Origin of the sequence: Trichococcus flocculiformis (genome assembly GCF_963662535.1) — a bacterium.
Classification (GTDB): domain Bacteria; phylum Bacillota; class Bacilli; order Lactobacillales; family Aerococcaceae; genus Trichococcus; species Trichococcus flocculiformis.
In genome coordinates this window covers 2,623,312-2,635,414 of sequence record NZ_OY759718.1, presented here as the reverse complement: position 1 = coordinate 2,635,414, position 12,103 = coordinate 2,623,312, and the positions used below count along the sequence as shown (strand labels likewise).

The following is a 12,103-nucleotide window of genomic DNA, read 5'->3' as shown; positions in this document are numbered from 1 at the left end:
GTCGGATAACCCAGAAGAATCCGAGAACCGGAGAGTAAACGTTGCGCAAGGTGTCGGATAAGCAAAAATTATTCAGTTTTTCAATCTACCGGAAGGCACAAAAAGGCATTTATCTTTGCATAACCCATCAAACAATCGACGCGTCGTAGATGGATTGGATCGATTCGGCCAAGGTGTTCCGGAATTCATCCTCGGTCAGACCGGCGCTCAGACCTTCGGACAACGCCCGCGAGAAGCTCGCGATCAATCCGGGATTGTGGGTCAATTTTTCGTTGGCTTCTTCACGCGAATAGCCGCCTGATAGTGCCACGACCCGCACGACTTGCGGATGAGCGATCAGTTCTTTGTAGAAATCATCGACGCTCGGAATCGAGAGTTTCAGCATCACAAATTGGTTCGGATTCAACGTATCCAGCGCCAACAACAATTCTTCCTTGAGGATCGTTTCCGATTCAGCTTTGTCTGCACTATGGATGTCGACTTCCGGTTCGATGATCGGGATCAGTCCCGCAGCAATGATCTGCTTGCCGACTTCGAATTGCTGGGCGACGACTTTTTTGATGCCTTCACGATTGGCAGATTTGATGACGGAACGCATTTTGGTGCCGAAGATGTGGCGCTCGTTTGCGCGCGCAAGCAGGGCGCCCAAATCCGGATTCGGTTTCATCAACTGGACGCCATCAGCTTCCGCATCAAGCCCTTTATCGACTTTCAGGAAGGGTACGATACGTTTCTTTTCCCATAGGTAGTCGGCGGTATAGAGGTCATCGATTTTGCGGTCCATCGTTTGTTCGAACAGGATGGCTCCCAAGATGTGTTCCGAACTGAAAGCCGGCGAGGTGACGATGCGCGAGCGCATCTCATGGACTAGCGTGAACATCTCTTCTTCGCCGTTATAGCTATCTTCCGAAATACCGTACAAAGCCAGTGCCTTGGGAGTGCTGCCGCCACTTTGGTCCAACGCTGCAATGAAACCTTTGCGATTTTTCATGATATCGAATTGCTCTTTGTTCATGATTCAAACCCCTTTGATTTTCAGATTTCCGAAATCCGAATCCGGCCCTGCTTTTTCGTGGAATCAGGATCTCTAAGGTCAGTATAGCACTAATGTTATGCATTTTTGAGTGAAATGCCCTGTACATTTTGATGGTACGCAGCTCTAGAATTGATATGGAAATTATTTTTTATTGAAACCTTTTTGTTTTTGGAGTAGAGTTGCTTTATGGGATTTTTCAAGCACTTATAAAGAGCATATCAACAAAATCGAACGAAAGAAGGCGTGCAGATGATCATTTGGCTGACATCGGACAAAACAAATAAAGAGTATACCGAATATAATGTCTATAAAAGGGGCATACTGATGGGCGGAATTTCCCATCACAAGGACGACGATTTCTGGCAATGGTGGGTGGAAGGCGTCGGCAAGAAGAAAACCCGCAAAATGTACAAAGAAGCAACCGAGGACGCAGCCAAACGGGCTGTCGAATACGAAATCTGACAGAGGAAAAGTGGCGCAGGGCAGGGATCATTCTTGGAATGAGACTTGGCTTGCGTTTGTTTTATTTTTGGGTTGTCGACTGTTTAGGGAAGAATAAATGCGGAACAGCCGACAAACGGTTCAGGCGTCGACTGTTGTGGGAAGAATGAATGATGAATAGTCAACAGGTACTCACTTCGTCGGCTGATCTGTAAGGAACGAATGCTGAACAGCCGACGAAAGGTGCCAGAAACGCAAAAGCAGCCAAGGGGACTCCCCTCGGCTGCTTTTCTACAAATCTACAAATCTACAAATCTACAAATCTACAAATCTACAAATCTACAAATCTACAAATCTACAAATCTACAAACTAAACTGTTTGTTTTTTTCAACGAAGGCTTCGTTGTGCGAGGACACCATCGCGTGCTTTTCAGCGGTGGGGTTCAGGTATTGTTTGACACTGTTCACGGCATTCACGGCATCCTGGAAGGTGCCGACGAGCAGATTGACTTTGCCCGTGTAGGCAATCGCGTCGCCTGCCGCGAAGATGCCGGGATGGCCGATCGTGCTGTCGGGACTGCCTTCGATAAAATTGTTTTCGTTGAACGTGAGCTCCACTACATCCCCAAAAGTAATCGCCTGTTTGCTGGCGAAGCCGTGGTTGACGATCACTGCGTTGGAAACTACTGTCCGATGCTCACCGCCGACCGAGAGGGAAACGGCTTCGATTTCGCCTTGGCGATTAGAATGTAAGGAGCGAATCTGCGTTTCCAGAAGCAATGTGCCGCCGTTGTTGCAGAAGCTTTCTACGCTGTGTTCATGGGCACGCAGTTCATTACTGCGGTAAGCCAATGTCACGCCGTTTGCGATGGACAGCAATTCGTTCGCCTGCTCGATTGCTGTGTTTCCGCCCCCTGAAAGAAAAACTTCCTTGTTGCGGAATGCATCCAGGCTGCTCGGAATGTAATGCAGATTGGTCCTTTCGAACTGCTCTGCACCGTCCACCTCCAACTTGTTCGGCGTGATGATGCCGCTGCCGTATGCAAGGATCACTGCTTTCGAATAATGATGGGCACCATTGCTGGCGCGGATATCGAAAACGCCCGCGACTTTGGTGATCAGGCTGACTTCCGTATTCAGACATACGGTCGGATGGAACGTCAGGCCTTGCGTGATGCAATTGGAAAGGAACTGTTTGCCGGTGATCGGTGTCAGACCGCCCACATCCCATAAGATTTTGTCTGGGTACAGGTTGACTTTGCCGCCAAGGACGGGCTGGGATTCGATCAGCTTCGTCTTCAGATTGCGCAAACCGCTGTAGAAAGCACTGTACAGACCCGAAGGCCCGCCACCGATTATCGTTACGTCAAATACTTCGTTCAAAAGACCACCTCATTTTCTGTTGACTAATTGGATGTTATGAATGATAATAGAATAAATTATAAATGAGAATGATTCTCATTATCAATTAAATAATTTTTATTCGAAAATGTCAAGAACGATCCGGAAATGAATCGCTTCTGCAAGGATAAAGAAAGGGGAATGAAGGCATGTGCAGCCTGAAAGTTGAGGAGGTGCAAATCAAGTACGACAAGCAGATCATTGTGAAAAATATCTCAGTCACTATCGCACCACAGAAAATCACAACAATCATCGGACCGAACGGTTGCGGAAAATCGACCTTATTGAAGGCGATGTCGCGTATCCTGACTTGCTCGAGCGGCGACATTCTGCTGGACGGTGTTTCGATTTTTACGATGGATACGAAACGGTTGGCGAAACGGATCGCAATCCTGCTGCAGCGTCAGGAAAACCTTTCCGGCATTACGGTTGAAGAGATCGTTTCGTACGGCAGGTTCCCGCACCGGAAAGGCTTGAGGGGATTGGGCAGCGAGGACAAGGAAATCATCGACTGGGCCATCAAGAAGACGCAAATCGACGAGCTGCGTCACCGCTATATCGATGAACTGTCAGGCGGGCAGCGGCAACGGGTCTGGCTGGCGATGGCGTTGGCGCAAAAAACCGACATCATCTTTTTGGATGAACCGACGACCTATCTGGACATCAGTTACCAACTGGAAATTTTGGAACTGCTCAAGAAACTGAATGAAGAGGAAGGTTATACGATCGTGATGGTGCTGCACGACATCAATCAGGCTTCGCTCTATTCCGACCATATCGTGGCGCTAGCGGACGGCAAAGTCGTCTGTCAAGGTGCGGCGGATAAAGTGATCACCGCCGCGAATATCGCGTCCATCTTCAACATCCGTCCGACCATCCAGCCGGACGCAAAGACAAATAAACCCGTCATCATCGGATACGAATTGATAAATAGAGGAGAATGAACATGAAAAAAATAAACAAACTATCACTGACAATGTTATTGAGTGCCGGATTGATTTTGGGAGCCTGCTCCGCTACGGACACAGCCGATGAATCTAGCGAAAGCGCAGCAACCGAAACGGTGACGTACACAACGGTCGACGGCGAAGAAATCGCGGTTCCCGCAAACCCGGAACGGGTAGTGGTGCTGTCGTCCTATGCTGGGGATCTCATCAACTTCGACATCAACATCGTCGGCGTGGATGCTTGGTCAGCCGGTAACCCGAATTTCAGCGAAGGTCTTTCAGGCGTCGCAGTCGTTTCGAATGCCGACGTCGAAAAAATTCTCGAATTGGAACCGGATTTGATCATCGGCTTGGACAATATCGAAAATGCCGATCAATTGTCGGAAATCGCGCCGACCGTCCTGTTCACATACGGCGACCTTTCTTACCTGGATCAGATCGTGGAAATCGGGAAAGTAGTCAACAAGGAAGAGGAAGCTGTCGCGTGGGTGGAGGAATTCCAGACAGAAGCGCAGGCTGTTGGAGAAGAAATCAAGGCAGCAATCGGCGAAGAAGCAACAGTAACAGTTGCCGAGAACTTCGAAAAACAGATGTACATTTTCGGCGATAACTGGGCACGCGGCACGGAAATCCTTTATCAGGAAATGGGCCTGAATATGCCGGAAACGGTCAAAGAGAACGCCTTGGATGCAGGTTATTATGCCATTTCCGAAGAGGTGCTCGGCGATTACATCGGCGACTACCTGATCTTGAGCTTGGCCGCAACCGATCCGGAAACGAGCTTCTTGGATGCTGAATGGTTCCAGAACATACCGGCCGTGCAGAATAACCAAGTGTTTGTGGCGGATGCCGAGACATTTTATTTCAATGATTCGCTATCTTTGGATTACCAACTGGACTTCTTCGAGGAATCCTTTTTAGCGGAATAAGAGGGGACGATTGCAGTGATTAAACGGAAACGAAAGGCCTTCGGAATCTATCTGGCAGTGACTGTCTTGTTGCTGATCGTGGCAGCGGTCCTAGCGCTTTACACAGGAGCGGCGGATACGGATTGGTCGGACCTGTTCGAAGCGCTCATCGGGAAAGGCGGCGGCGATTATTATCTTGTCCTGCGGGGCATCCGCTTCCCGCGCATCCTGGGTGCCTTCTTCGTGGGAAGTTCCTTGGCAGTTGCCGGAGCGATCATGCAGGCGCTGACGCGGAATCCGTTGGCCGATCCTGGGCTTTTGGGGCTGACTTCCGGAGCGAACATCGCGGTGGCCTTGGTCTATGCCTTTGCTCCGCAGAGTTCCTACCTGCTCGTTTCCATTGCCTGTTTCGTGGGTGCGGGTTTGGCGATGCTGTTCGTGTACGGTCTCAGTAATGCGACGAGGAGCGGACAATCACCCTTGAACCTGATCCTGATTGGAGCAGCCGTCTCGTTCTTTTTCCAGGCCATCGCGGACGGGATCGCAATCTGGTTCCGCATCTCGAAAGACGTCTCGATGTGGACTTCCGGCGGCCTGATGGGTGTCGATTGGAATATTTTGAGCATCACCCCGGTCATCGGACTGGCGCTGTTGTTGAGCCTGGTGTTCAGCGGCCAGTTGACGGTGCTGAGCTTGGGCGAGGAAACAGCGATCAGCATGGGACAACGGACCAATCTGATCCGGACCGTCCTGATTCTTTTGATCACTTTGCTTGCGGGCAGCGCGGTTGCCATCGCCGGCAATCTCGCTCTGATCGGCTTGATGATTCCACATGTCGTGCGCAAGATGGTCGGGCAGGATTACCGCAAGATCATTCCGTTGTGCATCACGGTCGGCGGGACTTTCATGATCCTGGCTGATTATATCGGCCGCACGGTCGTCAGTCCTTTCGAAATTCCCGTTGTGGCGATCGTTTCCGTGATCGGCGTGCCTTTCTACGTGACAATCGCCAGAAAAGGGGGAATCCGAGCTGTTTAACGAATGGAATCTGACTTATCGAAAAAAATTATGGCTATTCCTCTTTTTGTTCGTGGCGACTTTCCTCGCTGCCTTGTCCATGGGTTATTCTTCGCTTCCGTTGGACCGCATCCTGCAGGTGCTGTCAGGGAACGGGGTTTTTAAAGAAAACTACGTCTTTTACCAGATCCGCTTGCCCCGGGCTTTGGTATTGACGATGGCCGGCGCCTGCCTGGCAGGCGCCGGCATCATCCTGCAGACCTTGAGCAACAACGACCTGGCCGATTCGGGTCTCCTGGGCATCAATTCCGGTGCCGGTCTCGGCGTGACGATCTTCTATCTGTTTGCGGGCGAAGGCATGCTGCAGTTTTCGGCGGTCCTGCCGCTTGTCGCTTTCATCAGCGCGCTGGTGGCTGCCTCCGCGGTTTACCTGCTCAGTTACAGCCGTAGCCATAAACAGCATGCGATGCAGCTGGTGGTCATCGGAGCGGGGATTTCCTCCGCCTTTTCGGGTTTGATCGTCCTGCTGATGTCCGCTTCTGACCGGACCGACGTCAGCTTCATCGCCGCTTGGATGTCGGGAAACATCTGGGGATCGACCTGGCCGTTCGTATTCACGATCCTGCCCGGTTGGCTGTTGGCGGTGGGAATCCTCTTCCTGAAAGCCCCGACGCTGAATATTTTGGCGCTGGGCGAGGAGACCGCTGCTGCATTGGGATTGAAACTCCGGAACGATAAATTGATTCTGCTGCTTTGTGCGGTCGCCATCGCCTCAGCGGCAATCTCGTTGACCGGCAACATCGGCTTCATCGGCCTGATGTCCCCGCACATTGCCAAAAAGCTGGTCGGCAAACAGCATGAACGCTTCAGCTGGATTGCGCTCTTGGTCGGGAGCAGCATCCTGTTGATTGCCGATGCGATCGGCCGCACAGTGATGGATACCGCTTTTCCGACGGGTATCGTCGTTTCCTTGATCGGAGCGCCTTATTTCCTGTATTTGCTGTTGGGGAAAATGCGCTGAGGATCGGTCCGCTGTCGGGCGAGAGCCCAGGCCGGTGACGGAAATACCCGAGAGTTAAAACATCTGTCGACTGATCGGATACGGAAAACATCAAAAAACGCGCCATCAGCCGGAAAAGGGCTGGATGGCGCGTTTTTTTACTTTCATAAAGTAGTCTTACTGAAAAGTTTCCCTGCGGTAAAGAGGCTTGAAGCAATTATCAATCCCGTAATCAGCAGCGGATTCAGAAGGTCCTCAAGCAGCAGTGTCCCTTGCAGCATATCCATGTTGCGCGAGACCAACACCAACGGGTTCCACGTGGCTGCTTCCGGAAACAGATTCCACAAGAACAGCACCAACAGGAACGCCCCGGTCAACAACAGCGGTCCATAGGCATTTTTGAACAGGACAGACCCCAGCAGCAAAACAGCAATAAGCAATATACCGAACAGGTAGAGGCTGATGACCGAAAGTGTCAAGTTTTCGGTGGTACCTTCAGGAAAGTAATACAGCGTGTATCCCAAAGTGATGAAAAAGCAGAGCCAGTAGCTTATGGTCCAAAGCAACAAGGCGCCTGTAAATTTTGAAAACAGGATGGTCCAGCGCGGCAGTCCTTTCGTGACCATATTGATGAGCGTGCCTTTTTCGTATTCTTTTGCCATCATACCGCTCAAAAGGATGACGATGATGAACAGGCCAATCTGGGTGCCGTTTTTGAAGAATTGGATCCAGGAATCAAGGTTGGTCGGTTCCGTAATGAGGATCGTAATCCCTTCTGGCATGAAATTTCCCAACAGTTCGGGCATAAATTTGGCCGTCAACGGGTTCATGATGCCCAACAACGCAAACAAGGTAATCGCAAGGAACATCTTAAAGTTTCGTGTATATTCAATCAGTTCCTTTTTTGTGAAGGCAAGGTACGCTCTCATCGGATCACCTCCAGGAAGATATCTTCTAGTTTGGGTTCGACCGTTTCCACTCGGAGCGGAACCAACCCAGTTTCGCTCAAAATCCGTATGATCAACGCCATGGTCTGTTCCGGATCTTCAGATTGGATGGTGACAGAAGCATGTTTTTCAGAAACGAGGCTCCCTACGACGTTAATCCGTGCACTTGTCCGGAATAAATCAGCATCCGCCTGTGTCCGGAAGGTCACCGTGCAGGAATGTCTGGAGTAAGTGTTTTTCAGTTCGGATACCGAGCCTGTCAGGACAATTTTTCCTCCGTCAAGGATGCCTACCTGATCGCAGATTGCTTCCACATCGTTCAGGACATGGGTCGAAAAGATGACGGTTGTCCGTTTTTTCACTTTCAGCAGGATATCCAATATTTCCCTACGGCCAATCGGATCCAGGGCGGAAGTCGGTTCGTCACAAATCAAGAGCCTGGGTTCGTTCAGCAAAGCCTGGGCAATCCCCAAGCGCTGTTTCATGCCGCGGGAAAACGTGGCGATGCGTTTTTTCACATCCGCCAGCCCGACCAGTTCCAACAGTTCCTCGGATTTGGTTTGAATAAGCGCGGACGGCATGCCTGTGACGTCGCCGCACAGCCGCAGATATTCCTTTGCGGTCATGAAACCGTAGAATTCGGGTACATCCGGCAGGTAGCCGATGAAGCGGTTCGTCCGGGTGTCACCGTAATGCACTTTTTCGCCGCAAACAGAAATTTCGCCGGTATCTGCCGACAGCAAGCCCAAAACGATCTTCATGGTGGTCGTCTTTCCGGAGCCGTTCTTGCCGATGAAACCGTAGATCGAGCCTTCAGGGACGGAGAAGGACAGGTCATCGAGCACGCTTTGGCTCCCGAAGGCTTTCCCCAATCCGGCAATCGTGAGGATGTCCATCACTCATCGCCCCTTCCAATCAAAAAATACAGGACCGGACCGATGATGTTCAGGAAAATGATGACGAAGATCCAAAGATTTTTATTGCCTATTTTTACATGGGGATGCTTGTTCAGGTGGAGCAGGGCCGTGATCAACAGGATGATCTGGATCACGACTAAAGGGATCAGGATAGGGAAGTATGGCTGCAAATCAGCTGACATAAAAACTCGCCTTCTTTCTTTTTTTTCGCTTAGTTTTATATCTCCAGGTTAGGTTTACGATTGGGTTCAACAAAACCACTCCCGTGATCGTTCGTTATATAACAAGTATAACACTATAGGCGGAATTTGCAAGCCGAAAGAGTGGCATATCCATCACACATGTAGCCTTCACGAAGGGTCCAACTGTGATGGGACTAGCTCATCCTGTGCTATAATAAAGCAAAGATACCAGAACAGCCAACGCTGTCAGAGGAAGGAAAATTGAATGAATCCATTGTTTAAATTGATGCTCAAGTTGATGTCGTCACCAAAAATCAACATGCAGGAAGATTATGCCCGCGTCCGCAAAGTGCAGCAGATTTTGGCTCCCAAACCAAAAAAGGGCTATATCATCATGGATCACAAAATCTATTCGGAGGACCGTTCCCATGATATTCCCGTGCGTGTCTTCTATCCGAAAGAGCATCTGTATAAAGAACCCTTGCTCTTTTTCCATGGCGGCGGGTGGGTCATCGGTGACATCGAAACCTATACGAATGCCTGCATCAACATGGCGGATCTGACCGGTAGAACGGTCTATTCTGTCGATTATCGTTTGGCGCCGGAGCATCCGTATCCGGCAGGCCTCTATGATTGTTACCGGGTAGCGGAAGTATTGCTGAAGCATCTGGAAATGAGCGGCTTATCGGATGAAAAAGATTTGATTCTGATCGGCGATTCAGCCGGTGGGAATTTGGCCGCATCCGTGTCTTTGCTGCTCCGTGATAGAGGTAAAGCGACGCCAATCAAACAGATTTTGTTGTATCCGGTCACCTATTGGGATCATTCGGAAGCTTCCCCTTTCGAATCGATCCGTACGAATGGACAGGATTACGGACTGACTGCCAAAAAAATGGAAGAATATATGGCGCTATACCAGCCTGATCCTGAACTTCGTAAAAATGAGTATGTCGCACCTTTAATGGCTGAAAATTTGTCAAATCAGCCGGAAACGTTGGTGATCACAGCCGAATTCGATCCGTTGCGGGATGAGGGCGAAGCCTACGCGGAAGCGTTGCAGAAAGCCGGCAACAAGGTGCAGGTTCATCGCGTGAACGGTATCGTCCATGGCTTCATCACCTATCCGAAGACGGCCGAATCGGTTGAAGAAGCCTACGAAGTCATCAATGCGTTTCTTAATGCATAAGCCAAGAAGCTCGTTCTATAGAAAAGAAGGAAGAAAGGAGGGGCAGCAGTGAACCGAAAAAAGTGGGTACGTTTGGATAATGCCTCCAACATATTTTTAGCGGCCATGACGAACAGCGATACGAAGGTCTTCCGCATGAGTGCGGAATTGACCGATTCCGTGGATCCGATCCTGCTTCAGCGGGCGCTCGATGAAGTCTATGAAAATTATGTGCTGTATCATAGCGTGCTAAGGCGTGGCTTTTTCTGGTATTATCTGGAAGAAAGCGATTTGAAGCCAAAAGTGACAGCCGACACGTTACCTCCTTGCGCGCAAATTTATCATTTTGATCGGAAGGAACTGTTATTTCGAGTCTTCTACAACCAAAACCGGGTTCATTTGGAATTGTTCCATGCCTTGTCGGACGGAACCGGTGCGCTCTGGTTTTTCGAGGATCTGTTGAAGGCGTATATCATGCTGCGGCATCCCGAGGCTTTTGAAGGCCTGAGTGCCGCGGCGCATGACCGCTTGAACCATCAACTGGAGGACAGTTTTGCGCACTATTTCCGCAAGAATAAGAAACAGAACTTTACTGACGCGGCACAATCCGCCATCCGTTCCTTCGCGAAAGTCAGTCAATTGGCTGGAAAGAGTCCATCGCAAAAGAGTGCCTTGCCTGAGGAAAATAAGCAGAATCGGCAGGTGCACCAGTTCCGCGGCAAAAAGACGCCTGACAACCGGCCACATGTCGTCGAATTGGAGATGCCGGTCAAGGGGGTGCTTGCCTTGGCCCGGGAACAGCAAACATCGCTGACCTTGTATCTGACTGCAGTATTTATGCTGGCTGTACGCAGAGCCAGTCCCGATTTTAAACCCGGATCGGCTATGGCTGTTTCTGTTCCGGTCAATTTAAGGCAGTTCTTCCCGTCCAATTCTGCCAGGAATTTTTTCAGCACAACTCGCCTGATCTATACCACAAATGAACAGGACAATACGGATGATATTGGCGCAATAGCCCAAACCCTGAAGGAGCAGTTCCAGCAACAGATTACACCGGAAAGCTTGGAGGACAAGCTGAGGACATTGATTGCCTTCGAGTACAGCCCCTTCACGCGGGTGGTCTTCCGACCTATCAAAGACCTTGTTCTGAAGCTGGTCAATTACGTCAGCAACCGGAATTTGACGATTGCGATCTCTAATCTAGGAAAGGTCACGTTTCCTGATCCGATCGACGGCTACATCGAAAAAATGTATTTCCACACTTCAGCGGTCCGTCCGCAATTTTGCGCCATCAGCCATGGAGACCAGCTGACCGTCAGTTTCACCTCACCATTTGTCGAATCCACGATCGAGGAGCAATTTGTCCGGATTTTGACCCACGCAGGCATAGACGTAACTGTCGCAGCGAATAAGGTCACAAGTAAAGATTTGGAAGGTGAGTTAGAATGAGATATTGCCATCACTGCAACGCGACCATCAAGGGAGAATGGGATCAATGCCCCTTGTGCCAAACGACATTGGATGAAGCCGCCGATCCGGTGCTGCCGGATCCCTATCCGAAGATTCCGCTGCGGTTCAATAAGGAAATAGTCTGGAAATATTTGACCTTGATTTCCTTCGTTCTGATCATCGCCTTTCTGCTGATCGAATTGATCTGGATCGGACGGATGGAGAATCTTCAGCTCGCCCTGTTCGGGATCATGAGCATGTGGCTTTCCGTCTTGATCCTGATCCGGAAAAGGCGGAACATCGCAAAGGGCATCGTTTATCTGATCGTCTCGCTGTCGCTCCTGTGCATTTATTTGGATTATTTGTCAGGATGGAGCGGGTGGTCGACCACGTATGCCGTACCGATCATCTGCAGTTTTGCCATCATATCCCTATATATCGCAGTGCGACTTGTCAACTTGGGCGTGAGGGACTATGTGCTTTACCTTTTGACAGCCGCCTTGCTGGGGCTGCTGCCGGCGCTTTTCCTGACCTTGGATTGGGTCACGACATCATTGCCTTCAAGCCTGTCGGTCATGATGAGCGCAGTCACCTTGGTCATCATCCTGCTCTACCACGGCGGCGAGATTTGGCGCGAGTTGGAAAAACGGATGCATGTTTAAGATAACGAAAAAACCCCGTGTTTGGGGTTTT

13 protein-coding genes are annotated in these 12,103 nt (G+C 50.2%); 8 read left to right on the top strand and 5 right to left on the bottom strand.

Features of this window, described 5'->3' with window-relative positions; genetic code table 11:
- Positions 1-127: 127 nt before the first annotated feature.
- Positions 128-1,015: a fructose bisphosphate aldolase gene (locus ACKPCD_RS12470; RefSeq protein WP_321433412.1), complete on the bottom strand. Its 888-nt coding sequence runs from the start codon at positions 1,013-1,015 to the stop codon at positions 128-130.
- A gap of 270 nt (positions 1,016-1,285) precedes the next feature.
- Between ACKPCD_RS12470 and ACKPCD_RS12465 the strand changes: the two genes are divergently transcribed.
- Positions 1,286-1,498, top strand: a complete 213-nt coding sequence (locus tag ACKPCD_RS12465) for a hypothetical protein (protein WP_068624170.1) — start codon at positions 1,286-1,288, stop codon at positions 1,496-1,498.
- A 342-nt stretch (positions 1,499-1,840) separates the two neighbouring features.
- Here the strand turns inward: ACKPCD_RS12465 and ACKPCD_RS12460 are convergent, their stop codons facing one another.
- Positions 1,841-2,860, bottom strand: a complete 1,020-nt coding sequence (locus tag ACKPCD_RS12460; protein ID WP_321433411.1) for an NAD(P)/FAD-dependent oxidoreductase — start codon at positions 2,858-2,860, stop codon at positions 1,841-1,843.
- A gap of 167 nt (positions 2,861-3,027) precedes the next feature.
- Here ACKPCD_RS12460 and ACKPCD_RS12455 point away from each other — a divergent pair, with 167 nt between their 5' ends.
- The 4 genes from ACKPCD_RS12455 to ACKPCD_RS12440 are packed head-to-tail and all read left to right on the top strand — an operon-like array spanning position 3,028 to position 6,771.
- Complete coding sequence (locus ACKPCD_RS12455; protein WP_319996067.1) at positions 3,028-3,822, top strand: ABC transporter ATP-binding protein; 795 nt, start codon at positions 3,028-3,030, stop codon at positions 3,820-3,822.
- Between the two features lie 2 nt (positions 3,823-3,824).
- A complete protein-coding gene (locus ACKPCD_RS12450) occupies positions 3,825-4,754 on the top strand; it encodes an ABC transporter substrate-binding protein (protein WP_321433410.1) in 930 nt (309 codons plus the stop codon).
- Between the two features lie 15 nt (positions 4,755-4,769).
- Complete coding sequence (locus ACKPCD_RS12445; protein WP_321433409.1) at positions 4,770-5,771, top strand: FecCD family ABC transporter permease; 1,002 nt, start codon at positions 4,770-4,772, stop codon at positions 5,769-5,771.
- 52 nt (positions 5,772-5,823) lie between these two features.
- Positions 5,824-6,771 (top strand): FecCD family ABC transporter permease, encoded by a 948-nt coding sequence (locus ACKPCD_RS12440; protein ID WP_321434571.1) that lies wholly within the window; start codon positions 5,824-5,826, stop codon positions 6,769-6,771.
- Positions 6,772-6,914: 143 nt separating this feature from the next.
- On the opposite strand, the gene ACKPCD_RS12435 is transcribed toward ACKPCD_RS12440, so the two are convergent.
- The 3 genes from ACKPCD_RS12435 to ACKPCD_RS12425 are packed head-to-tail and all read right to left on the bottom strand — an operon-like array spanning position 6,915 to position 8,796.
- Positions 6,915-7,679: an ABC transporter permease gene (locus ACKPCD_RS12435; RefSeq protein ID WP_321433408.1), complete on the bottom strand. Its 765-nt coding sequence runs from the start codon at positions 7,677-7,679 to the stop codon at positions 6,915-6,917.
- Positions 7,676-8,593, bottom strand: coding sequence for an ABC transporter ATP-binding protein (locus ACKPCD_RS12430; RefSeq protein WP_321434570.1), 918 nt, complete (start codon positions 8,591-8,593; stop codon positions 7,676-7,678). Before ACKPCD_RS12430 ends, ACKPCD_RS12435 begins: the two co-directional genes overlap by 4 nt.
- Complete coding sequence (locus tag ACKPCD_RS12425; RefSeq protein ID WP_068558862.1) at positions 8,593-8,796, bottom strand: PLDc N-terminal domain-containing protein; 204 nt, start codon at positions 8,794-8,796, stop codon at positions 8,593-8,595. Before ACKPCD_RS12425 ends, ACKPCD_RS12430 begins: the two co-directional genes overlap by 1 nt.
- Positions 8,797-9,061: 265 nt before the next feature.
- Here ACKPCD_RS12425 and ACKPCD_RS12420 point away from each other — a divergent pair, with 265 nt between their 5' ends.
- Genes ACKPCD_RS12420 through ACKPCD_RS12410 form a run of 3 tightly spaced genes read left to right on the top strand, consistent with a single transcriptional unit; the run spans position 9,062 to position 12,072 of the window.
- Complete coding sequence (locus ACKPCD_RS12420; RefSeq protein ID WP_321433407.1) at positions 9,062-9,982, top strand: alpha/beta hydrolase; 921 nt, start codon at positions 9,062-9,064, stop codon at positions 9,980-9,982.
- 48 nt (positions 9,983-10,030) lie between these two features.
- Positions 10,031-11,410: an alcohol acetyltransferase gene (locus tag ACKPCD_RS12415; RefSeq protein WP_321433406.1), complete on the top strand. Its 1,380-nt coding sequence runs from the start codon at positions 10,031-10,033 to the stop codon at positions 11,408-11,410.
- Positions 11,407-12,072, top strand: a complete 666-nt coding sequence (locus ACKPCD_RS12410; RefSeq protein WP_321433405.1) for a DUF6320 domain-containing protein — start codon at positions 11,407-11,409, stop codon at positions 12,070-12,072. The genes ACKPCD_RS12415 and ACKPCD_RS12410 overlap by 4 nt, the downstream gene beginning before the upstream one ends.
- Positions 12,073-12,103 lie beyond the last annotated feature (31 nt).